The sequence below is a fragment of the Sporosarcina obsidiansis genome, from assembly GCF_009651005.1.
Classification (GTDB): Bacteria; Bacillota; Bacilli; order Bacillales_A; family Planococcaceae; genus Sporosarcina; species Sporosarcina obsidiansis.
This window is the reverse complement of the sequence record NZ_WHVW01000003.1, coordinates 153,556-176,996: the sequence shown is the minus strand read 5'-3', so window position 1 is coordinate 176,996 and position 23,441 is coordinate 153,556. Positions and strand designations below refer to the sequence as shown.

Genomic DNA, 23,441 nt, shown 5'->3' with positions numbered 1-23,441 from the left:
AAGGACTTGATTCTATGGCTATGGATATTTTGAAGCGAAATAATATCACTATAACTGGTTCTGGAGAGCAGACAATTTTATTTGCCCACGGTTTTGGCTGTGACCAAACTGTATGGAAAAACATAGTTCCTGCATTTGAACAAGACTACCGTATCGTATTGTTCGATTATGTAGGTTCAGGCCAAAGTGATAAACTTGCCTACTCATCGGATCGCTATGGAACGTTGCACGGCTATGCACAAGATGTGATTGATGTCTGTGATGCATTAGATTTGCAAAATATTTTGTATGTAGGACACTCCGTCAGTAGTATGATCGGTGCGCTTGCTTCCATTCAACGACCTGACTTGATGGAAAAACTAATCATGATTGGTCCTTCCCCTCATTATCTGAATGAACCTGATTATTATGGTGGTTTTGAACGCGAAGATATCGATGAGTTGCTCGATATGATGGAAATGAATTATAAGGAATGGGCAAAGTATCTGGCACCAATCTCCATGAAAAATGAAGATCGCCCGCATCTGTCTGAGGAATTCGAGTCCATGCTTTATACGAATGATCCGCAAATTGCCCGTCAATTTGCTGAAGTGACGTTTACATCGGATATTCGTGCAGAGCTGCCACAGGTATATACAAAAACTCTAATTTTACAGCCAACTGAAGATTCGATTGTACCCATAGAAGTTGGAGAATACATTCAACGCCAAACACCAAATAGTGAACTAGTCATCATGAAAGCAAAAGGACATAATCCGCACATTAGCCATCCAGAAGAAACTGTCCAGGAGATTACACGTTTTATCGAAGCGAATAGGAGCGTATAAATAATGGATGAGCAGTTGAACGTGTTACCCTGTGGATATTTCGTCTTGACGAGCGACTGGGAATTTGTTGAAATGAATCAGACTATGAGAAATATTTTGTGCATCGAAGAGATCCCACGTCATATGCATGACATCCTGACCGTTCCTTCGAAGGTTTATTTCCAGACATATTTCATACCTGCTATTTCAGTACATGGCGAAGTACGAGAGATGTATTTGAATTTAAAAGTAGAGAAACGTCCCGTTCCCGTACTCATGAATGTAAATGAACGCAACGGGCGATATGAAGGTGTCATTGTACAAATCAAAGTACGCGATGAATATGAAAACCAGCTACTCCAATCAAAAAAAGATGCCGAACGGATCCAGAAAGAGACCGATGTTGCCTACAACAAGCTACTCGGATTGCTACAAGAAGTCGAGAACAAACAGCAGCAATTGCTCGAACTCAATGGAGAACTACAAGAATTGGCAACGCGCGACGAATTGACAGGGCTCTTTAACCGGCGTGTCTTCCGCAAAAGTTTAGATGCAGCGATCGACCGCGCCCAGCTTTTCGATTCGTATTCGTTTTCCCTGTTGCTATTCGATATTGATCATTTCAAAAAAGTAAATGACACGTATGGCCATCAGGTTGGGGACGATGTGTTGAAAGAGTTGGCCCGCAAACTGGAACAAATGGTGGACGTACCGGATATAATAGCTCGCATTGGTGGTGAAGAATTTGCCATCATTTACGATGATCCCAATCATCAAAATAACATAAAAAAAGCAGAAGAACTTCGACGCTACCTGGAGGAATCAGTATGGGCCAGTATAGCCATCACGGTCAGTATGGGTATCACCACATTCACATGCGGCGACACGTCTAGCCATATTTATGTAAGGGCGGATGATGCACAGTATACATCTAAACGAAATGGAAGAAATCAGTTGACCTCTATTTAATAAGACACTGTGCAGTTTTGCACAGTGTCTTATTTGTGGCTTTATCATTATGTTGGTTGGTGCGTTTATTTATTCTGCATATACAGATGCAGAGTGCTGCATTTTGCTAAACAGCATGAATAAGCCAAGTGCTATCATTACAACAACCGTCAGCACTACATATAACTCCCGGTAACCAATGATTGGCACGAGTAACCCGAGCACGTAAGGACCAAAACCAAAGCCAAAGTCTAAAAAGATGAAAAATGTAGAAGTGGCGACACCAAGACGTTCAGGGCGCACTCCTTGCAATGCAATAGCTTGTGCACACGATTGAAGGTTACCGAAACCAAGACCTAGAATACCCCCTGCTAGAAGTAGCATCCAGCCTGCTTGAGCTCCACTCAACAATAAAAGTCCTCCTGCAAACAGGATGAGTGATGGATAGACGACAAATCCATTTCCTTTTACATCCAATAACTTCCCCGAATAAGGTCTAGAGAGCAGCACGGCAATCGCATACACTAAAAAGAAAAAACTCGCGGCACTCACCAAATGAACTTCTTCTGCATAAAACGAAATGAACGATAATACACCTGAATATGCAACCGCTGCTAGAAGTGTCACAAACGCAATGGGGAGCGCTCGTTTTTCCAATAAATCACGTACTCCCATTTTTTCTCCTTTTACCTGCAAATCTTGTTTCGGCATGACTGCTGGCGTCTTCTTAACAAAAAAGAACATTGCGGCACAACATATGCTTAACACTAAACAAAATAAGAACAGCACTTGATATTCATAATGTTGGCTCAAGAAGATACCAAAAAAAGGTCCGATTGCCGTTGCCAACACTGTGCTTAAGCTAAAATAACCGATTCCTTCCCCTCTTCGTGATGGAGGCAACATCTGCGCCACCATCGTACCCGTCGCTGTGGAGGAAATCCCCAATCCAATTCCATGAAAAAAACGGTTCGTCATCAATAACGGTAAATTGACTGCTCCAAAATAGAAGACAGATGCAAGAACGGTCACTACCAATCCGATCAATAAAATTTTACGACTACCAATCTGCTCAATCAAACTACCGACTGCAAGCCGAGCAATAAGTGTTCCAATGATAAATATACCCGAAACAAGTCCCGCCATACTTGTCGATACACCATATTCCTTTACTGAAAAAGGTGCAATGGTTACCATTAACAAATACATGACTAGCATGAGAATAAAATTGATAATAGAAATTACAATAAAGTCCTTTGACCATATAGTTTTATTGTCCATTTGATCACTCTCTTAGTTGTTCAGATTTTTTCTGGCTAACTCCATAACTCGAATTGCGGTTTCCATATCCTCCTGCTCTACGCCTTCTAATATTTCACAGTACAATTCTTGTAGCTCACTTAGAATACGATCAACTGTGTCTTGTCCCGCTTCTGTCAATCCAATCCACTTTTCACGGCGATCCATTCCCGGACGCACACTGATCAAGTTCATTTCCAATAAACGCTGGACAATTTTCGTGACACTCGGCTTTTCTACTTGTTGACGTAAAGCGATTTCTGCAGAAGTCATCTCTCCCTCTATTTTCAGTAGTTTTAAAATACCCCATTGTGAATGAAATAGACCATACGGTGAAAGTAGCGTGTTCAATCGATTAAGTACTGGCCGATAAATTTTAATGTACTCTGCAAAAAACTGTTGCTGATGCCTCATTCTTAAACCTCCTTAAATGATTAGTTAGGTTAATTAATTACTTAATTTAATCATATATTCTTATACTAGTAAAGTAGGACAACTTAGAGTTGATGAATCAACTTTTTGAGCTGCCTATGATATGATAAAATAATGCAATCTTATCCGATTGCTTGAGATCAGCAAGGAGAATAAAGAGGCCATTAGGAGCGTGAATTCTATTTGGAATAAATATAAGAACACACCATTTGTTGTGAAGATTACAATTGGTTTTATTGCTGGTACACTCATCGGTATCTTTTTCAATGAATATACAGGATTTCTAAAGCCGTTCGGCACATTGTTATTAAACTTGTTGAGCCTGATCGCTATACCTGTCATTTTTTTGACGGTCGTACTAGCCGTCAATCAAATGAATCTAGTGCAGCTTGGCAAAATGGGCGGCAAATTAATTTTGTATTATGCAGCCACTACAGCTGCGGCCGTCTTGATCGGACTATCATTGGCTTTATGGCTAAAGCCAGGACAACACTTATCACTCCCAACGGATGCAGTAGTAGAGCCTCCACATGCACCAAGTTTTTCGGAGATTCTATTGCAAATTGTGCCAAAAAATATATTTGAGGCTTTTACGACTGGTGATCTAATGGCTATACTTTTCGTGGCTGTCATCATCGGCATGGCGATTTCCTCCATGAAATTCTCTCAGGACACAAAGCTAGTAGAAATGGGAGACCTACTGGATCGCTTTTTCAACGCTTTGAATACGATGTTCTATAAAATCTTGTCTGGCGTACTGCTGTATGCTCCAATTGGTATTTTCGCTATTAGCGCAACTGCTTTTGGTGAACAAGGATGGGATACCTTCTTAGGCTTGCTATCCTTCGTTGGTGTGTTTTATTTAGGCGTGTTGATTCTCTGGTTGTTCGTCTACAGTGGTTTTCTTAAGCTTTTCGGCAATCCAGTGTTCGCTTTCTTCCGTAATACAAAGGATGCTTATACGACTGCTTTTTTCACTTCTAGCAGTATCGCGACGTTACCGATTGCCATTGAATCGGCTAAAAAAGCGGGCGTATCGGAAAATACAGCGAATTTTGCTTTACCTCTCGGAGCTGTATTTAATTCTGATGGCGGTGCTTTGCGGATGGGAATTTCTATCGTCTTCGCGGCCAATATTACCAACTTAAACCTATCTGTAGCTGACTTTTTTGTTATTATTGCAATTGGTACTTTACTGTCAATTGGAACGGCTGGAGTACCTGCTGCTGGGTTGGTCACTTTATCTGCAGTGCTGACTATGTTCGGCCTTCCGCTTGAGATTGTAGCGCTAATCGCAGGTGTGGATGCATTGATCGGCATGGGAGGTACAGCTTCAAATGTCATTGGTGACATAGTCGGAGCCGCTGTAGTCGATCGAAAAACTCCCCAAAAGAAGTTTGCCTCATAGAAAAAGGAAGGACTCGGATACACTGAGTCCTTCCTTTTTCTTATTGTCCGATCGCTTCCATAGAGTGAACGATCATCTTCGCAGCATGCGCGCGCGTTGTAGGAGCATTCGGCATAAATTTCCCTTGATCTCCTGTCGCGATATTCAATTGATACAAGCCAGCAATCGCTAATTTCGTTTCTTTCGCAAAATTCTCGATGTCTTTGAACGGCGCAACAACTGTAGGTTTGAACGGTTGTCCTTTTGCCACTTCATACGTACGGCTAAGCAATAATGCTAATTGTGCGCGAGTCATCGGTTCATTCGGCATGAAATGACCGTTTACTCCGCTAACCAAACCATGATCATAAGCAGCTTGAATATCCGCCTTTGTGCTGTCTGCATAATAGGCTAAATCATCGAATGGCATCTTATTGCTCTTTGGCTTCAGTTCAAGTGCACGCACAATGATGGAAGTAGCTTGTGCACGTGTCAACGACTTGTCAGGACGGAATGTGTGATCTGAATAACCACCAACGATTCCTTTCATTGCCGCCATTTCAATTACATCCTTCGCCCAGTGAGTCGAGATATCCGTGAACATTGGAGATGGAGAAGGCTCTACTGGTTGTGTTTCCATTGTATACGATGTCTCAAGATCATGCAGACTCTTTTGACCTTTCTGATCTACAGCTTTGACGGTAAAATGATATTCTTTATCTGCTTGAAGATTGCCAATTTCATAGGTCAGTACGGGACCCATTACTTCTCCTACCATCTTGTCACCATTGTATACTTGATACGTTGTGATCATTCCTGTATCAAGGACTGGTTTCCAATTTAGTACGACCGTTGATGGGTCTTTTGCTTCTACCGTCAGAACATCTTTTGCAAACCAAGGATAATGGGATGCTAACGAATCATTGAATGCGTTCGCAACTACTTGATAGCCCGCTTCACTTAAATGAATGTTTTGTGGATTTGGCAAGTATGTAGCAAAATCCTTCGCAATCAACTCATCTGTCATGACGAACTTCGCTGATGTTCCTGTCATTCCGCTTTGAATAGCACCGTTTAGCCCTTTCACAAGCTGTGTAATTTGCGGCTGAATTTTCGCGTCTATATGTGGGAATGGATTATAATAACCCATCACATACACTTGTGCGTCAGGATTCAACTGATAGATTTCCGTTAGGATCTGTTGAATATTCTTGCCTACTTGCGTCATAGCTGCTTGAATCTTCACCAAATCCACATCCGGCATTCCTGTGTCCGGGTTTAATTTGAAATAAGGAAGTACATCATTCGCCCCAGCCGTCAACGTGATGAGGTTCGCTTCCTTCACAGCTTGATGAAGAGTAGCTTCTTTGTCTTGACTGCCTGTACCAAGTACCGGCTTCGTGACATTTGTCTGCAAATCTTTTAATACATTACTAGACGTATAGCCAGGCCACGAAAACCCTTTATTGCTCGTTTGTAAGACTTGTTGTGTTGCTAACTTCTCTGTTAAAAAGTCGGCATACCCTTTCCCTGGGTCTCCCATTGAGTTAATACCAAATGCTAATGAATCTCCAAGAGCCAAATAATTGATAGATTCAATCCAAGTTGGCGCCTTTTCAGGTTCTGCAGCGACAGTTTGCAAAGGCAGTACAGCTAGTTGCAGTAATAAAACAAATGCAAGCAACAGATGACCGATCGACTTTTTTATCAATATACATTCCACCTTTCTTTTCAGTATTCTAAATTTTATGATAAATGCTAACTTACTAGTTTGTCAAAGTTTAGTGCGCACATCCCACAATTCTGGAAAGAAACGATGGTCTAAAACGGACTTCAAGTAGTTGACACCTGATGATCCACCAGTACCTGTTTTGAAGCCAATGATCCTCTCCACTGTTTTCATATGACGAAATCTCCATTGCTGATGGCTGTCTTCAATATCCACTAATTTCTCCGCCAGTTGATACAGATCCCAATAGCGGTCCACGTCGCGATACACTTCAAGCCAAGCAGCCGCCACACTTGAATCACCTGTATAGGTTATAGAGTAATCTCGTTGCAATAACTCCGGGTTGATTGGAAAGTTTGCACGTGCCAAAGCTTGGATCGCCACGTCATAAATACCCGGTGCATGGTAGGCTCTTGATAACGTTTCAGATAACTCAGGGTCTTTCTCATAAATTTGGATGATTTGCGGCTGTTTATAGCCAAGTGCAAATTCAATCAGGCGATTTTGATATGATTGGAAACCTGACGCACGCCCCAAGCTATCACGAAATTCCATGTACTCGGCAGGTGTCAACGTGGCAAGTACATCCCATGCTTGAATGATTTGTGTTTGGACTTTGGACACACGTGCGAGCATTTTGAAAGCTTCCGGTAGTTCATCTCGCTGGATGGATTGAATCGCCGTTTCAAGCTCATGCAAAATTAATTTCATCCACAGTTCGTTGACTTGATGGATAATGATAAACAGCATTTCATCATGGTGACCAGATAATCGATTTTGACTCGACAGTACTTGATCCAAATGTAAATACTCACCGTATGTCATTGACTCGCGAAAATCCGTATGAATCCCTTTTTCTGTCATGACTCCCACCTCCTAATAACTGCGCGCACCGGGCTACCATCTGCTTCTTTTAACGCCAGCGGCAACGCAATGAGCTCATACTGACCAGGCTCCAATGAATGCAACACTAAATTCTCTATAATAATGACATCATTGCGATAAAGCGAATGGTGAGCCAGCAAGTCCTTACTGTTCTCCGCATCAACAGAAGGTGTATCAACTCCGATCAAACGAACACCTCGCTCTTTTAGCAGTGGCCCCACATCTTCCCCAATCACTGTAAAATGTTCAGGAAATCGAGTGAACGTCGGATGACTACCCGTTTTCAATAAAATCCGCTCCGCTCCCCCGAAGTCAACCTCTTCTAAATCCGCTCTTGTCACACAATCCACACCTGTGACATCGACAACACACGCACGGCCAATATAGAGGTCGATAGGCAACTCCAAAATCCTAAGTCCCTCATTATCATAATGAAACGGGGCATCCGTATGCGTTCCGATATGCGTGCTCATCGTCAACTTGCCGATATTGACAGAGCCAGACTGTTCTTTGGAGACTGCGACCTCGTAGAAAAACGGTGTATCCCCAGGCCATTCTGCAATCTCTTTCTGCAACGGTTGCGTAATATCTATCCATTCATTCGTCATGCTACCACACCTCGTTCATTTGGAAATTGTTTGTATGTTTCCTCTTTTATGATTTTCTTCAAAATCTTCACCGTCTGCCACACATCTTCAAATGAATTATATAACGCGACAGGAGCCAATCGAATACCGTCGGGTGCGCGGAAGTCAGGAATCACTCCCTCTGCTTTCAGTGCCTGACAAATTCTCGCCGCTTCTTTATGCAGTAATAAAATATGTCCGCCACGTGTAGAATCCGTCGGGTTTCCGATATCAAATGAATACTCCTCTAATTCTGCTTGAATGCATTCCATCATATAAGCAGTCAACGCCAGAGACTTATCCCGAATACGTTCCATTCCCAGTTCTTCAAACATTTCCAACGATCCGAGTAGCGGTGCCACGCTCAATATATGTGGTGTGCCGATTTGGTATGCTCCCGCATCGCCCGCTGCGGTCATCGTATGATTCATATCGAATTGTTTCGTTTTATCGGAACCGAACCATCCTGCTAGTCCCGCCTCTTTTCCAAAATGCTTTTCATGGATGAATAAGCCTCCGACAGAACCTGGTCCGCCATTCAAATGTTTGTACGTGCACCAAAACGCAAAATCCACGCCCCATTCGTGCAACTCATGAGAAACAGAGCCGATCGAATGGCATAAATCAAAACCGATTGTGATACCTCTTTCATTCGCAGCATTTGTAAGCGCCTTCATATTTAACACTTGTCCACTTCGATAAAGCACAGCAGGCAGCACAATCAACGCCACTTCTTCCGTCATCGCCTCAATAATGCGATCTTCATTCAACGTCAGTCCATCATCACTCTTCACTCGTATTAATTGCTCATCAGGATTCAGTCCTTGCAGCCTGATTTGACTTTGCAGCGCGTAAATATCGGACGGGAAGTTCAATTCATCTGCTAATATTTTCGTCCGCTTACCAGATGGCCGATAAAATGTCGATACGAGCTGATGTAAATTCGTTGTCGTCGATCCAGTGGCCACCACTTCCGACTCCTTTCCACCAACTAACGGCGCCATCCTTTCTCCCAATTGTTCCGCCAAATAAAACCACGGATACTGCCCTTCTGTCCAACCGTCAATTCCAAGCGTTTTCCATGAATCTACTAACGCTAGCAATGTACTTTCTGCGCGTCTGGACAATAAGCCTAATGAGTTTCCATCCATATAAATTTTTTGCTCTGGTAAATAAAATTCTTTTCGGTATGAAGCCAATTGATCCTGCTGATCTAGTATTTTTGCGTACTCAAGTGTGTTGGAGTCCATGTCCATTCTCCTTTCTATCCTTACGTAAATAATAACATATGGAGAAGAAATTTCATCCTTGATATTAGCTCATGTGACTTCTTAATTATTCTATGCTACGCTTTCATAAAAAAGGGAGAGCTATCCATGCAAACATTTACAGAACGAGTGGTGTCCATCATCCAACAAATCCCTTCAGGCCGCATCATGACGTATGGACAGGTGGCCGCTGAGGCTGGTAATCCACGCGGTGCACGCCAAGTAGTTCGCGTACTGCATTCGATGAGCAGAAAATACGACTTGCCTTGGCACCGAATTATCAATGCCAAAGGAGGTATTTCAACTCCTGAAAATGCAGAAGAAAAAGGTCGGACGCAACGAGAGCTACTGACATCTGAAGGCGTGCAGTTTGATGAAAAGGGATGTGTGCCACTCGAAACTTATCGCTGGCATCCTCCATTGCACTCATAAAAAGCACAAAAAACGCTCGGCTGAAGTCCCTCTCCGCCAAGCGTTTTTCGTAAGTAGTGACATTACTCACTGCAATAAACTCAAAAATCGTTTCGTCCGCTCATGTTGCGGATTGGTGAAAATTTGAGCAGGTGCACCTCTTTCAACTATGACGCCATCATCAATGAAAATGACTTCATCTGCAACCTCTTGTGCGAACTTCATTTCATGAGTCACAACCGCCATCGTCATTCCCTCCTGTGCTAAGTCCTTCATGACACGAAGCACTTCATTCACTAATTCAGGGTCGAGCGCGGATGTTGGCTCATCGAATAGCATCACTTTTGGGTCCATCGCAAGTGCTCGAGCAATCGCAACACGCTGTTGCTGACCACCTGATAGCTGATACGGATATTTCTCTTTATGCTCCGCCAGCCCTACTTTCACTATCAACTGCTCCGCGATCTCACCGGCTTCATTTTTGGAAAGTCCCTTCACAGTTGTTAGTCCTTCTGTGACATTCCCAGTCGCAGTCAAGTGAGGAAATAGATTATAGCTTTGGAATACCATACCCGTGAGACGACGAAACGCAGCGATCGCCTTTTTGGATACCGGCTTATTGAAATCCAGTTGCTGTCCATCAATGGAAATGATTCCTCCATTCGGTGTTTCAAGCACATTAAGACAGCGCAATAAAGTTGATTTACCAGATCCAGACGGTCCGATAATAACGACCACTTTCCCCTGCTCGATTTCCAAGTCTACATTTTTGATGACTTCCAATGGTCCGAATGACTTTTGCAGTCCTTGTATCGAAATCATGATAACCCTCCTGACTTGCCAACGAACCGATCCAACCGACCTTCAATTCTGCCTTGAATAATGGATAGGATGAAACATATTACCCAATAAATGAGCGCAGCCATGCTGTAGACGAATAAAAATTCATAGTTCATTGACGCAATTTCCTGCGCTTTCCTGAACATTTCTGCTACTAATATCATCGCCGCCAACGAGGTATCCTTCACCAAGCCGATAAACGAGTTGGAAAGCGGTGGAACAGAAACTCGCGCAGCTTGCGGCAAGACAATTTTCCGCAGTGCCTGTGAATAATTCATTCCAATTGAATAAGCAGCCTCCCACTGTCCTTTCGGGATGGACAAAATGGCGGCCCGAATGATTTCCGAGGCATAGGCACCGACATTCAATGAAAAGCCAATGACGGCCGACGGGAATGGATCGATTATTATACCGATTGTCGGCAACCCATAAAAGATAATGAATAATTGAACTAGCAACGGTGTTCCGCGGATGATGGAAACATACACTCGTGCAACTGCACGTAATATATTACTGGACGAGATTCTCGCCAGGGCTGTAAAAATAGCTATCGTCAGCCCAATAATAAACGAAATAATTGCCAATGGAATGGTGAATTTGATAGCCCCTTCAATTAGCGGTCCGATGGATGTAGATGCGATTTCTTGAAGTCTCTGTATCCGTTCGGGAGTTAATACAAAACTATTAAGATACATCTTCGCCGAACCATTTTTCGGAGATCTCTTTCAACGTACCGTCTTCACGCATCGCATCTAACGCTTTATTAATTTCATCCACCAGATCCTCAGTGTTTTGTCTGAATAAAAATGCATTTTCAGAACCATTTTGCTGCTCGTCAATGATTTGAATTGGAGCATCTGGCTTTTTCTTTACATAATCAAGCGCTGAAATTTTATCGTTATATGTGCCATCTACCCGTTTAGAAGTGACTAAATCTACCGCTTGGTTAAAGCCTTCTACTTTAACAACTTCTGCACCGTGTGACTCCGCCATCTTCCCATAGTTACTCGTCAATGTCTGTGCAGCTTTTTTACCGTCCATTCCATCGAATGTGGTGATATCTTGATTATCTGCATGAACAATTAATACCGCATTCGAGCGAGTATAAGGTTGTGAGAAATCATATTTTTCCTGGCGTTCTTCATTGATTCCTACTTGGTTGGCAATGACATCAAAGCGCTTAGCATCCAGTCCAGCAAAAATCGCATCCCACTGAGTTTCAAAAAATTTAGCTTCTACACCTAAACGCTTCGCTACCTCTTCAGTAACTTCCACATCATATCCAGTTAATTTACCAGATTCATCATGAAAAGAGAAAGGTGCATATGTTCCTTCTGTACCTACATTTAGCACACCTTTTTCTAAAACTTCATCAAGCAAACCCTTGCTTTCAGCCGATTGTCCTGTTGATTCATCTGCTGGTTTATCATCCGATCCGTTCGTTTTGTCTTCGTCTTTCGAACCGCAAGCAACCAATACAACCGCCAATAAAACTAGTAAAAATGGCAATAAAATTTTTCTCATTCCATAAACCCCACTATTCTTATAAGTATTTGTTGTTTAAAATCATAAGAGATTGTTATGATTCTGTCAACAAGTAAAACTTGTAGTTTGAAATATTATACTATATAGAATTGACAAACAAAACAAATTCCTTTAGTCTAGCATTAGTTTAAACCCTATTAAAACACTTGGAAATTAGGAGGAAACAGCATGAGATTGAAGACAAAATTGATTCACGCAGGCGTTTCAGGAGACCCATTGACGGGTGCGGTAACAGTTCCGATCTATCAAGTTAGTACATTTAAGCAAGATGCACCCGATCGGAACAAAGGTTATGATTATTCACGTGCAGGTAATCCGACACGTAATGCAGTGGAGCAATACATAGCAGATATAGAAGGTGGTAAAAGAGGGCTCGCGTTTGCCTCTGGTCTGGCGGCTTTGTCATCTGTGCTCATGACATTTAATGCAGGTGATCATTTCATAATTAGCAATGACGTGTATGGAGGTACATACCGAGTTCTCAATCAAGTGCTAAACCGACTTAATTTAACTTCTACTTTTGTCGATCCAACCGCTATTGAGAACATTACCGAGGCCATTCAACCGAATACGAAAGCGATTGTCATCGAAACACCTGGAAATCCCTTTTTGAAAGTAGTCGATATCCAAGCACTTTCGAAAGTGGCAAAAGAACATAACTTGAAATTAATTGTAGATAACACATTTCTTACTCCCTACTGGCAAAACCCTCTGGAATTAGGAGCGGATGTCGTATTTCATAGCGCTACGAAATACTTGGGTGGCCATAGCGATGTAGTAGCAGGACTCGTTGCGGTTAATGACGAACAGCTCGGCGAGGATATTCATTTGGTTCAGAAAGCCGTGGGTGCCATTCTCGGTCCGCAAGATTCCTATCTGCTATTACGTGGTATGAAAACGCTCGGTGTTCGGATGGAAGAGCATGAAGTGAACACTAAACGAATCGCGGAATGGCTAACTGAGCAACCGCAAGTGAAAAAAGTGTATTATCCTGGATTGGAAAGCCATCCAGGTCACGAACTCGCTAAACAGCAAGCACGTGGATTTGGTGGTGTGCTATCATTCGAGGTGGAAAGTGAGGAACTGGCTGAGCAGATTATTGAGAAAGTGAAGATTTTCCAACTTGCCGTCAGCTTAGGAGCCGTGGAAAGTTTGATCTCCGTTCCCGCCAAAATGACTCATGCCACCATTCCTACGGAGGAACAAGCTAAGTTAGGTATTTCCCCAAAATTACTACGATTGTCTGTTGGCATTGAAGATGTCGAAGACTTGTTAGAAGATTTGCAACAAGCATTTGAATAATCGTTACCATGAAGAGCTAGCTCTTCATGGTTTTTTATTTCGAAATTGTGTGATCCATACTGATTAGCTTTGGCTCGTTGTGAATATGGTTTGGTGCGGTGTAGTGTAGCTTTCGCTCGAACCGATATGATTTTGGCTCGTTCTAGTGCTATTTTAGCGCGGTACACCATAGCTTTCGCTCGTTTCAACATAACTTTCGCGCGGTGCGTGTTTAAAATGCACAATCTATTTTCTCCAGACGTTTTAAAACGAAAAAACTTGGGAAAACATTCGCTATACTACTAACTGGAGGATGGATTTATATGGACCAAGGACCTGAGAACGCACGAAGGAAACTACATAAAACACTAAAACCATCTTGGGTATTCGCCATTGCACTAGGATCATCGGTTGGCTGGGGCGCTTTTATTTTACCTGGTGATTGGATTCGCCAGTCAGGACCGCTTGGCGCTATCATTGGTCTCGGTATTGGCGCACTCGTTATGATGATTATCGCGTCGAGCTACGGTGTGATGATTAAAAAATTCCCAGTATCGGGTGGCGGATTTACATATGCTTTTGTGGCAGCAGGAAAAGTATGGGCGTTCATTTGCGGATGGTTCTTATCGCTTGGATATATTTCAATTGTCGCTTTGAATGCCTCAGCATTCACCCTGTTGCTAAAGTTTTTAGCACCCGGTTTCATGCAACAAGGCTATTTATACTCTGTAGCAGGCTGGGACGTCTATTTACCAGAGGTGCTGATTGCCAGCTCATTGATCTTATTGTTTGCACTTATTAACACGACAGGTACAAGCGTTTCTGGACAAATCCAATTTTATTTCAGCGTGTTACTCGTGGCAGGCGTTGTACTACTTGGGATCTTCACGTTCAGTGGTGCCGATCAACCTCTCACAAACTTGCAACCTTTCTTTACAGGTAACCAATCGATTTTGACATCCATACTGGTCATTCTGGCGATTGCTCCTTGGGCCTATGTTGGATTTGACAATGTCCCACAGGCAGCAGAGGAATTTAATTTTTCTCCTCGAAAAGCTACTATGCTCATTGTCGCTTCATTGTTCACATCTTTCTTAATCTATGCCATTATGATCGGGCTGACAGGCTGGACGTTTCCTTCTTTATCAGACGTCGGTAATGGTGATTTATGGCTGACAGGCGAAGTTATTCGTTCTGCATTGGGAATTGGTGGTCTTGGGATTATGGCAGTTGCAATTGTTATGGGTATTTTCACGGGCCTTAACGGGTTTTTCATGTCATCGAGTCGTCTGCTGTTTTCCATGGCGCGTGCTCGTGCATTGCCTAACTTTTTTAGAACGATTACAAAAGAAAAGCAGACGCCTGTATGGGGCATCTGGTTCGTAGCACTGATCACATTGCCGACTCCATGGTTTGGTAGACAAGCACTGACATGGATTGTTGATATGTCATCAACTGGTGTGTCAGTCGCGTATTTTTTCACTTGTCTAGCTGCTTATAAGGTGCTCGCATGGAGTAAGGAAAAAGCAGGTCGTGAAATAGCACCTATGAAAAAGTTTCTCGCCTTACTTGGTATGATCGCTAGCGGAGCATTTCTAGCATTATTGCTCGTACCAAATTCTCCTGCCGCGCTCTCTACGCCTTCGTATATCTTATTATTGGTTTGGGCGTTAGTCGGTGGTATTTTCTATCTAGCTATCAGAAAGCGCTACAACAGTTTGACACAGGAAGAAACCGAGTATTATGTACTTGGTAAAACGATTGAATCAGAAGTGATGGATGCTTCGAATCATACAGCATCAGATGATCACTTACCCATCCCTGACGCTACTCGAACCTAGTACCGAATGAATCAACTCCTTTCTACATGGCAACCAGTAGAGAGGAGTTTTTTATATGGTGTTGTCTCTCATTAATGCATACAAAAAAAGCAAAGACTAAAACCAGTCTTTGCTTTTTTTCTTATGAACTTTTACAATAATCCAATCCACTTCCAATAGGTCGCACTGAATAGCAATATTAGTAAATACCCGATAATGGTAAGTGGAATTCCTGTTTTCAAGAAATCCTTCACCGTAAAGGCACCAGTTCCGTACGCTAACATATTCTGTGGTGCACTCACTGGCAGTAAGAAACCAAAACTGATGACAAATTGCTGAATCAAAACAAAACCGACTTCGTTGACATCTAACGCAATCGTTGACGTCAGCGCTATGAAAATCGGTATGAGCGCAGATGATAAACTCGTCGCGCTGGCGAACCCTAAATGAATTAAGATATTAAATAACGACAGTAAGGCAATCGTCGCGAGCAATGGCATATTGTCCAAGCCCATCGCGCCGAACACTTTATCTGACAGCCATTGTGCACCTGTTGTATCCAGCAGAATTGTCCCTAATGAAATACCGACTGCAAATACGAGAATAGTGCCCCACGGAATCATTTGTTGTACAGTTTTCCAATCAAACACACCAATTTTCGGTGTTAATAAAATTGCAATCGCCACAATCGTCACTGTCGTCGTATCAAATGGATGCAACTTCTCTTCAGTAGCCCACAAGAACAGTAAAGCCAGTGAGACGATAATCAAACGGAGTTCGGAAGACTTCATCTTGCCTAATTCCTTTAATTGACCTTGAATCAGTTCCTTACCTCCTTCCACCACTTTCGTCTCCGGTTTGATCACCGCATGCATGACGAAGTAAAGAACAATTGACATGATAATCGACCATGGAGCAGCGTATAGGAACCAAGAACTCCAAGCAACGGAAACACCAAATTCTTTCTCAATGAACCCAAGTGCCACCATGTTTTGTGCAGCACCGGTCTTAATTCCGACATTCCAGATAGACACAGATTGCACTGCGGTAATGACGAGCAATGCGCCTAATCGACTGTTCGTTGGTAGGCCGAAAGCCGCCACCATTCCGAGCAAAATTGGAACGACTGCTCCTGCCCGTGCCGTCGCACTGGGTACGAAAAATGCCAACACAATAGAGACAACAATTGATCCAAAAATAATGGCACCTGTTTTCACGCCCACTTTTGATAAAATATACAACGCTAGACGCTTGTGCAAATTGGTCGTCTGCATAGCAGTTGCCAGAAACAGTGCAGCTGCAACTAGCGCCACGGCTGGACTGGAAAATCCGGTCAACGCCATTTTCAAAGCACCTTTCGTTCCAAGCATTTCATCTGGGTTCGTCATGTCCGGTGCTAGCCCTAGTAACACCGCTGCCAAACCAAGAATCATAGCAGCACTAACAGGATAAGGTACAGCCTCCGTCACCCACAGGATGACTGCGAATGCCAAGATAGCCAATGCTCGCTGTCCAGTTACCGGTAAATCTGTGGGATTTGGGAGTAATACGATTGCTATGAGGACGACAAAAGCTAGAATAATCCATAATCCCTTCAGATCTCGTTTAGGTTGCGGAACTGTTTCTTCAGATGTTTTCACAAGCATTCCTTCCTTTCTAGACTAAGTCTCTCCTAATTATTACCCTATTTAGACAATGAATAACTCCTTTCTAGTAATTCATGAAAAAACCGGTCATCCATGAAGGGACAACCGGAAGCGTATTAGTTCTTTCGTTTTACATGCTTTAAAATGACCTCGCTCTTCGGGATACTTGGAATATCAACAAGACTATAACTCAAATCCTGAGTTGGCACCTCGAACATCATCCGATTCGCCAAATAGTCCAAGCTAACTTTCATTACCTCAAGCGTAACCCACTCCCCTGCACAGCGATGATTTTCCATATAATCTCCGCCACCTTGTGGAATCAAATTGTAAGGAGTGATCGGCTCATCCACAAATCTCGATGGATCAAAAACCTCTGGATTATTCCACAATTTCGGGTCGTGATTAGTTCCGTAAAAATCGAGAATCGTCAACGTTCCCTTCTTGAATTTATAGCCGTCCCACTCAAAATCGTCTTTCACACGTGCTGCATTGAATGGAAAAAATGGATACAGTCGGCGCACTTCTTGCACAAAATCCTGCAGATTCTTTTCACGTCCTGAAGCATGTTTCTCGCATTCTTCAGGATGCTGAATTAAAGCATGTCCTGTAAACGCGATATATATAGCAATCGCTACAATTGGACGAATAATATTCAGCACTTCAACAGCCGCTACCTTTTCACTCAGTAGCTTCCCCTTCTCATCACGATGAAACGAAAATACTTGCATGGCCGTTCCTTCAAATGGGATCAAAGCTCCTGTTCGAACAGATTTGATTAAACCGCCGATCCAGTCCTCCATCTCTTCGCGCGCTTTCTTCCCCTTCCAATGTGTAAAGCCAAGAGTTGCTGGAGTTTCAAACAATTGCACGATCGCCTTCTGCTTCTCCTTCACTTCTTTTTCCTTTAAAGGTACACCTGCCCACTGACAAGCTAGACGAAGCAACAACTCTTGCGCTTCTTCATATAGATTCACCTCTTCCTGCTGCTCCCAATCACGCAATTTTCTTTCCCATTGACCAGCTGCCATCACTTTCAGTTGCTGAATCTGTTCAGCTCCCATTAGCGACATAAACGCTTGCTTCCGATGGCGGTGGGCCTCTCCATCTAGCGTCTGCACTCCTTTTTCACCAAGTAAAGTTTGTTGGACTCGCTTTGGTGCCGCGCCTTTTCGAACAAACTTCTCCGTATCATAAAATAACTCTGCTTCCTTTTCACCTGAAAGGCAAATCACCTGTTCACCAAGTAGATGTGTTTCAAATATGTTCGATTGAAGCCCTCTTCTACGATTCCTCAGAAACTGATAGCCTTCTCTCAGCATACTCGCTGTATGATCTTTTCCTTCTAACTTTGGCATCGTCTTAATTTCTCGCAAACACATCACGTCCTTTTCTCCACTTTCTTTTTCTATACCCGTTCAAGATCTCTACTAATCGATCGATTCAGCTATTGACATATCTTTTAAAAGTGGTAAGATTCAAAACGGTATGTAATTCTAAAAATAATCTTGATCTTATATAAGTGGAGCGTTGTCTTAAGTAATTTTATTCGTAGCAGCAATAAAAGAGACTGAGCGGAAGGTGCAAGCTCAGGCGGCGAGTGAAATGAAATACACCAACTATTTGGCTTCACATGCAATTGAGAGGATAGCTAGGGCTATCAATTAGGGTGGTATCGCGGAGAACTCCTTCGTCCCTTGTGGGGATGATAGGGGTTTTTTATTCTATTCAACAGGAGGTCGTTAGCATGTTTCAAATCAAATCGATTCATACACCAACCGTTAAAGCTTCTGTCAGTTTAACCTTCCTTATTGTGGCCTTAATCAGTATTAGTATTGTGCAGTTTGATTCTGTGCCACATGTGCCAATTTTATTCGCAATTTTATTATTGTTTGGATATGGGATCTGGAAGAAGATGACTTTTAAACAATTAGAAAGAGGTTTAGTGGATGGAGCAAGCGCAGGGATGAGTGCGGTATTCTTATTCTTCTTCATCGGTGTGCTGGTAAGTAGCTGGATGATGAGTGGGACGATTCCTACCTTGATCTATGCTGGATTCCAACTGATTACACCTGCATACTTCTATGCTATCGCATTCGTCGTCACCGCGATCATTGGATTATCGATCGGTAGTTCTCTCACGACAGTGGCGACGATTGGTGTGGCGTTTATCGGTATGGCACATGTGCTTGATTTATCCTTACCTCTTGCAGCAGGTGCTATTGTGTCGGGTGCATTTTTTGGTGATAAGATGTCTCCACTGTCTGATACAACGAACTTGGCTTCATCCATTGTGGGCGTCGATTTATTTGAACATATACGAAATATGGGATGGACGACGTTTCCAGCGTTTTTCATATCACTTCTGTTATTTGGCATATTGTCTCCCCAAGCGACATCCGGTGACTTTCAAACAGTTGATACCTTCCGTACTGCCTTAATGAGTACAAATATGATTCATTGGTACACGGTTATTCCAATTATTGTCCTATTCGTCCTGACATTTTCAAAAGCACCTGCTATTTTGACGCTTGCCGCTAGCTCTTTTGTGGCCGTCATCATTGCATTTTTTCACACTCAGTATGGATTTTCGGAAATATTGAATATTCTTTTTAGCGGTTATAAGGGATCTACAGGAGTTGCGGAAGTGGATGAACTGCTCTCACGTGGCGGTATGGAAAGTATGATGTTCACTATCTCGCTAGTGCTACTGGCTCTCAGTATGGGCGGCATGCTGTTTACGCTTGGGATCGTTCAGTGCTTGCTCGCGAAGATCGAAAGCCTCTTACGTAAAGTGTCGTCCGTCATCATGGCGTCTGCGCTTACCGCAATTGGTATCAATGTGTTGATCGGCGAACAATATTTATCCATTTTATTGACAGGCCAAGCATTCCAGGCCAGTTATGAAAAAGTGGGTCTTGCCAATAAAAACTTGAGCCGAGTGATGGAAGATGCCGGAACAGTGATCAATCCGCTCGTGCCGTGGAGTGTGGCCGGAATCTTCATCACGACGGTACTGGATGTGCCGACACTCGCATATTTACCGTTCACATTCTTTTGCTTATTGAGTCCTGTGTTGACAGTCCTTTTTGGTTACTTAGGAAAGACATTAACACGGATTTGAGGATGGAGTGTATATATGTTTTTTACAAAACAAAGAAAAGTACCAGATGAAACTAGCTACAATGTCGGCGTTTTCACCACTGACTCTGTAGACGAAGAAACCTATGATGAGTGGTTTGATCAATTAGCTGACGCTGCTGATAATGTGGGAACGGCAGAGTATATAACGATTGAAGGATACAATTCTAAGCAATTAGAAATTCTGCATGATCGCTTTCCTACCGTAAATCTTAAAGAAACCTTCTTTTTAATTAATGAAATTGATTTTGAAGCAATAAAAGAAGAAATTAAGCTAATGGAGAGCACACAGAAGTGGAAGAAATTCTTCAACCAAATTCCGCTTGGTGATTATATAGCAGCCGAAAATCGAGTCGTGCTCGATGCCTCGAAAGCTGTATTTTGCACCAATGATTTACAGGAAGCCATCCAATTTTTAATGGAACAGGCTGCACAGCAACGAGGGAGATAGTTTACTCCCCCACTCCTTTAAGACATAATAATATCATCCTGTTGCTGATCAAGGCGCCGGATTTCTTCCTCAGAAGCTGCACGCTTTCTAGCTAGTTGGTCTTGTATACGACGGACATCTTGCAGAACAGCATGGAGCTTCTTTTTTGCATCTGTAATACGGGAATGCACCATCCAGTCAGAAAAAATATTATCGAAAAAGAGATCCGTGAATGTGAAAATATCGTTTTGGTTCACTTGGAACGATTCGGTTGCAGCATTTTGAACGTCCATTAGTTCCGTTTCATAATGACGCAATGCTCGTTGTGCTTGATGAACAAGATCATCAGAGCTATTCATCTCGGAATATTTGAGTGCCGAAACGAGCAGTCCACCACCTAAAAATGTATCCCAAATAGACATACCTTCTGCCGAATCCAGTTTCTTCATTGCGCCCGCCAAAGCATGGATCGCTTTTTCTCCAGCTTCCACCGCTTCATCAATTTCGCGAATCATCGAATGGACACGCACCCTGTCATCTGCAATTTTTTGGAGGGTTTGATTGGCTACTGAATCATTCATGCGTATCCACGCTTCCTTTTCTTTCAAGAAATCTGTCCAATCCTCCTCGATATACGTAAAATCAGGATGCTCTAGTTGTTTCCGTAAATCTTTTACTTCTTCTGTCAGATCCAGCACATTCTTCTCAGCTTCATTGAATTTCAGTTCCGCCTCCGCTGCCTCTTCAATTTCCTTCTTCATCTTTTCGTCCCACTTGCCCGTCCATTCGCTAATTTTCTTAGCAAATGAAAACTTTCCAAGCTTCACAACGTCCTGCTGCTCTTTCGTCAACTGTTGATGAAGCCGATCACGTTCCTGTTGCATCGCTTTTAGTTGCTGCGTTGTTTGTTCGAAACGACGAAGCAAACGTCGATGAGTCGTTCGTTTTTCTTGCAAGCTATATTGTCTCTCCTGAATATCTTGTCGCATGTCGATCACTCCTTTATTCATATACGCAAAAGAAGGAATTAAAGATTCATGCAATTCTTGCATAAGACCCATTGATTGACCAATACTAGAAGTAAACCATGAATAGGCGGTGACTGACTCGTGGAATTTAATTCTATTTGGGAGGCAGTTCTGATCATTGTGGCGGGCATTGTGCTGTTACATATTTCGGGACGTAAATCCATTTCTCAGATGACCGTGGGGCAAACTGTGTTGATGATTGCTGTTGGAACATTGTTAATTCAGCCTGTAGCCAGTAAAAACTTGTGGCAGACTTTGTTACTTTCTCTCATTCTTGTTTTGACTTTGCTTGTATTCGAAATACTAGCCTTAAAGTGGAATTTCTTCGAAGGTTTAGTCCGTGGAAGATCGAAAGTTGTAGTGGAAAATGGGGTATTGAAAGTGCAAAATATGAAAAAACTCCGCTTAACTGTCGATGAATTAGAAATGCATCTTCGACAAAATGGTATTGATAAAATAGATGATATCAAATGGGCAACGATGGAAATGAGCGGACAGCTAGGTTACACTTTGATTGATCGGAAGCAATATGCCACGAAAGAGGATATATCGAATTCAACTATCCTTGCAGGCAATGAGCCGACAGCTACAACTTCAGATACCTACTGAACAAAAGCCGCTTCCTGTTCCGGAAGAAACTAATCTCTTCACTGAAATTGAAAAGCAGAAACAAGCACCGAAACCTCTACAATAAGAAGTTTAAATGATACGCCAATGGGGAATTTACCTATAACAACTCTATTTAGAGAGGACGAGTTCAATTATGAAAAAGTTAATAAAGGCTGCGATTAAATATGGTCCCCTATTGTATCCTATCGTAAAAAAATTGATGGATGAAAAGAAGAAGAAAGAAGTTTATACGAAGAGAAATACAGTAAAATAAGATGATATCACAAACAACGGAAACTATTCATTTTCGTTGTTTTTTCTATAAAAATAATATTTTTTATAAATACATGTTTATTTTCATGTGAAAACGAGTATACTAGAGTATGAGGATTTTTTTCTGACCTCTTTTTTCCTCTCTATGTTTGATCCCCAAACAAAAAGCTCCGGGTACACCACATTACCTATGGAGGAGAATTAATTACATGCATTGGTACAACAAATTGAAAGAGTATTTTCCAATTGAAGAGATGAAGTCAAAGGAACATATGGAGACATTACTAGTAGATAAAGGAAATGTCTACCACAAGGAAGAAGGACCGAAACATGTATTAATGTACGTGGAAACGGATGACTTCGTTTTTATAGACTATCTTTTCGTTTCTTCAGCCGCACGCGGTGAAGGCCTTGGAAAAAAACTGCTGGATTCGTTGAAAACCAAGAACAAGCCAATTTTATTGGAAGTTGAACCTGTTGATGATGAAGAACCAGACACTGGAAAACGGCTAAAATTCTATGCGAGAGAAGATTTCTCTCACGCACAGCAAATTGGCTATAATCGACGTTCACTCGCGACAGGAGAACAAACTATCCTCGAAATTCTATATTGGGCACCTGCCGAGGCGGATGAAAAAGACATTTTCAACGCAATGAAAACCACCTACGAAGAAATTCACACCTACAAAGACCACCATTTTTATGGAAAATCATATGAACCAACTGAGAAAGTTTTACAGTACAAAAAGAAACCAAAAGAGAATATTTTAGAACCTTTCACTGCAGTTAGCGTTTGATGGGAAGCCGGTCTTTTATGGACCGGCTTTTTATTATGGCCTCTTTTTGCTCCAACCACCAAAACAACTGCAACCTCATTGCCAGATTACCTAGGAACGAGCATTTACCTCTCCACACCGAGCTAATCTTCTTACGAACCAAGCGAATGTCTCACCCCACCGAGCATTACCAGTTTTCAACGAGCCAAAGTAGCACTGGAACGAGCGTAACCTCGCCACAACTGAGCAATGGCAAACTGA

The 23,441-nt window shown here is 42.4% G+C and carries 22 protein-coding genes; 10 read left to right on the top strand and 12 right to left on the bottom strand.

Annotation, left to right across the window (positions count from 1 at the left end):
- Nucleotides 1–14: 14 nt before the first annotated feature.
- Nucleotides 15–827 (top strand): alpha/beta fold hydrolase, encoded by an 813-nt coding sequence (locus GD002_RS04400; protein ID WP_153731122.1) that lies wholly within the window; start codon nt 15–17, stop codon nt 825–827.
- Between the two features lie 3 nt (nt 828–830).
- A complete protein-coding gene (locus tag GD002_RS04395) occupies nt 831–1,775 on the top strand; it encodes a GGDEF domain-containing protein (protein WP_153731121.1) in 945 nt (314 codons plus the stop codon).
- 69 nt (nt 1,776–1,844) lie between these two features.
- On the opposite strand, the gene GD002_RS04390 is transcribed toward GD002_RS04395, so the two are convergent.
- Together GD002_RS04390 and GD002_RS04385 are read right to left on the bottom strand one after the other, a co-directional pair.
- Nucleotides 1,845–3,035, bottom strand: a complete 1,191-nt coding sequence (locus GD002_RS04390) for an MFS transporter (protein WP_153731120.1) — start codon at nt 3,033–3,035, stop codon at nt 1,845–1,847.
- Nucleotides 3,036–3,047: 12 nt separating this feature from the next.
- Nucleotides 3,048–3,467: a MarR family winged helix-turn-helix transcriptional regulator gene (locus GD002_RS04385; RefSeq protein WP_153731119.1), complete on the bottom strand. Its 420-nt coding sequence runs from the start codon at nt 3,465–3,467 to the stop codon at nt 3,048–3,050.
- Nucleotides 3,468–3,657: 190 nt separating this feature from the next.
- Here GD002_RS04385 and GD002_RS04380 point away from each other — a divergent pair, with 190 nt between their 5' ends.
- Complete coding sequence (locus GD002_RS04380; protein ID WP_153731118.1) at nt 3,658–4,893, top strand: dicarboxylate/amino acid:cation symporter; 1,236 nt, start codon at nt 3,658–3,660, stop codon at nt 4,891–4,893.
- Between the two features lie 40 nt (nt 4,894–4,933).
- On the opposite strand, the gene GD002_RS04375 is transcribed toward GD002_RS04380, so the two are convergent.
- The 4 genes from GD002_RS04375 to kynU all read right to left on the bottom strand — a co-directional run bounded on the left by GD002_RS04375 (nt 4,934) and on the right by kynU (nt 9,362).
- Nucleotides 4,934–6,583 carry an S-layer homology domain-containing protein gene (locus tag GD002_RS04375; RefSeq protein ID WP_153731117.1) on the bottom strand — a complete coding sequence of 550 codons (1,650 nt, stop codon included), beginning with the start codon at nt 6,581–6,583 and terminating at the stop codon, nt 4,934–4,936.
- Between the two features lie 63 nt (nt 6,584–6,646).
- Complete coding sequence (gene kynA, locus GD002_RS04370; RefSeq protein WP_153731116.1) at nt 6,647–7,465, bottom strand: tryptophan 2,3-dioxygenase; 819 nt, start codon at nt 7,463–7,465, stop codon at nt 6,647–6,649.
- The gene (kynB, locus tag GD002_RS04365) at nt 7,462–8,094 is read right to left on the bottom strand and encodes an arylformamidase (RefSeq protein WP_153731115.1); all 633 of its coding nucleotides are present in this window, start codon (nt 8,092–8,094) and stop codon (nt 7,462–7,464) included. Before kynB ends, kynA begins: the two co-directional genes overlap by 4 nt.
- Nucleotides 8,091–9,362: a kynureninase gene (kynU, locus tag GD002_RS04360; RefSeq protein ID WP_153731114.1), complete on the bottom strand. Its 1,272-nt coding sequence runs from the start codon at nt 9,360–9,362 to the stop codon at nt 8,091–8,093. Before kynU ends, kynB begins: the two co-directional genes overlap by 4 nt.
- A 126-nt stretch (nt 9,363–9,488) precedes the next feature.
- On the opposite strand from kynU, the gene GD002_RS04355 reads away from it, so the two are divergent.
- A complete protein-coding gene (locus GD002_RS04355) occupies nt 9,489–9,812 on the top strand; it encodes an MGMT family protein (protein WP_153731113.1) in 324 nt (107 codons plus the stop codon).
- 66 nt (nt 9,813–9,878) lie between these two features.
- Here GD002_RS04355 and GD002_RS04350 read toward each other — a convergent pair whose 3' ends face one another.
- From GD002_RS04350 to GD002_RS04340, 3 genes are read right to left on the bottom strand one after another with little or no spacing between them, the layout of a single operon-like run.
- Nucleotides 9,879–10,613, bottom strand: coding sequence for an amino acid ABC transporter ATP-binding protein (locus GD002_RS04350; protein WP_153731112.1), 735 nt, complete (start codon nt 10,611–10,613; stop codon nt 9,879–9,881).
- The gene (locus GD002_RS04345; RefSeq protein ID WP_153731111.1) at nt 10,610–11,326 is read right to left on the bottom strand and encodes an amino acid ABC transporter permease; all 717 of its coding nucleotides are present in this window, start codon (nt 11,324–11,326) and stop codon (nt 10,610–10,612) included. Before GD002_RS04345 ends, GD002_RS04350 begins: the two co-directional genes overlap by 4 nt.
- Nucleotides 11,316–12,155: an amino acid ABC transporter substrate-binding protein gene (locus GD002_RS04340; RefSeq protein ID WP_153731110.1), complete on the bottom strand. Its 840-nt coding sequence runs from the start codon at nt 12,153–12,155 to the stop codon at nt 11,316–11,318. The genes GD002_RS04345 and GD002_RS04340 overlap by 11 nt, the downstream gene beginning before the upstream one ends.
- Before the next feature lie 189 nt (nt 12,156–12,344).
- On the opposite strand from GD002_RS04340, the gene GD002_RS04335 reads away from it, so the two are divergent.
- Nucleotides 12,345–13,478, top strand: coding sequence for a bifunctional cystathionine gamma-lyase/homocysteine desulfhydrase (locus GD002_RS04335; protein WP_153731109.1), 1,134 nt, complete (start codon nt 12,345–12,347; stop codon nt 13,476–13,478).
- A gap of 302 nt (nt 13,479–13,780) precedes the next feature.
- The gene (locus tag GD002_RS04330; RefSeq protein WP_153731108.1) at nt 13,781–15,298 is read left to right on the top strand and encodes an APC family permease; all 1,518 of its coding nucleotides are present in this window, start codon (nt 13,781–13,783) and stop codon (nt 15,296–15,298) included.
- A 131-nt stretch (nt 15,299–15,429) separates the two neighbouring features.
- On the opposite strand, the gene GD002_RS04325 is transcribed toward GD002_RS04330, so the two are convergent.
- Both GD002_RS04325 and GD002_RS04320 read right to left on the bottom strand, forming a co-directional pair.
- Complete coding sequence (locus GD002_RS04325; protein WP_153731107.1) at nt 15,430–16,923, bottom strand: DASS family sodium-coupled anion symporter; 1,494 nt, start codon at nt 16,921–16,923, stop codon at nt 15,430–15,432.
- A gap of 116 nt (nt 16,924–17,039) precedes the next feature.
- Nucleotides 17,040–18,305 carry a cytochrome P450 gene (locus GD002_RS04320; protein ID WP_153731180.1) on the bottom strand — a complete coding sequence of 422 codons (1,266 nt, stop codon included), beginning with the start codon at nt 18,303–18,305 and terminating at the stop codon, nt 17,040–17,042.
- Between the two features lie 365 nt (nt 18,306–18,670).
- Between GD002_RS04320 and nhaC the strand changes: the two genes are divergently transcribed.
- Together nhaC and GD002_RS04310 are read left to right on the top strand one after the other, a co-directional pair.
- Nucleotides 18,671–20,047: a Na+/H+ antiporter NhaC gene (gene nhaC, locus GD002_RS04315; RefSeq protein WP_153731106.1), complete on the top strand. Its 1,377-nt coding sequence runs from the start codon at nt 18,671–18,673 to the stop codon at nt 20,045–20,047.
- Between the two features lie 15 nt (nt 20,048–20,062).
- On the top strand, nt 20,063–20,515 hold the full coding sequence (locus GD002_RS04310) for a hypothetical protein (RefSeq protein ID WP_153731105.1): 453 nt from the start codon (nt 20,063–20,065) through the stop codon (nt 20,513–20,515).
- 17 nt (nt 20,516–20,532) lie between these two features.
- On the opposite strand, the gene GD002_RS04305 is transcribed toward GD002_RS04310, so the two are convergent.
- Entirely contained in the window at nt 20,533–21,483 is a 951-nt protein-coding gene (locus tag GD002_RS04305; RefSeq protein WP_153731104.1) for a hypothetical protein, read from the bottom strand.
- Nucleotides 21,484–21,603: 120 nt separating this feature from the next.
- Between GD002_RS04305 and GD002_RS04300 the strand changes: the two genes are divergently transcribed.
- Entirely contained in the window at nt 21,604–22,131 is a 528-nt protein-coding gene (locus GD002_RS04300; RefSeq protein ID WP_228548292.1) for a DUF421 domain-containing protein, read from the top strand.
- A gap of 482 nt (nt 22,132–22,613) precedes the next feature.
- Entirely contained in the window at nt 22,614–23,201 is a 588-nt protein-coding gene (locus GD002_RS04295) for a GNAT family N-acetyltransferase (RefSeq protein ID WP_153731103.1), read from the top strand.
- Nucleotides 23,202–23,441: the final 240 nt, after the last annotated feature.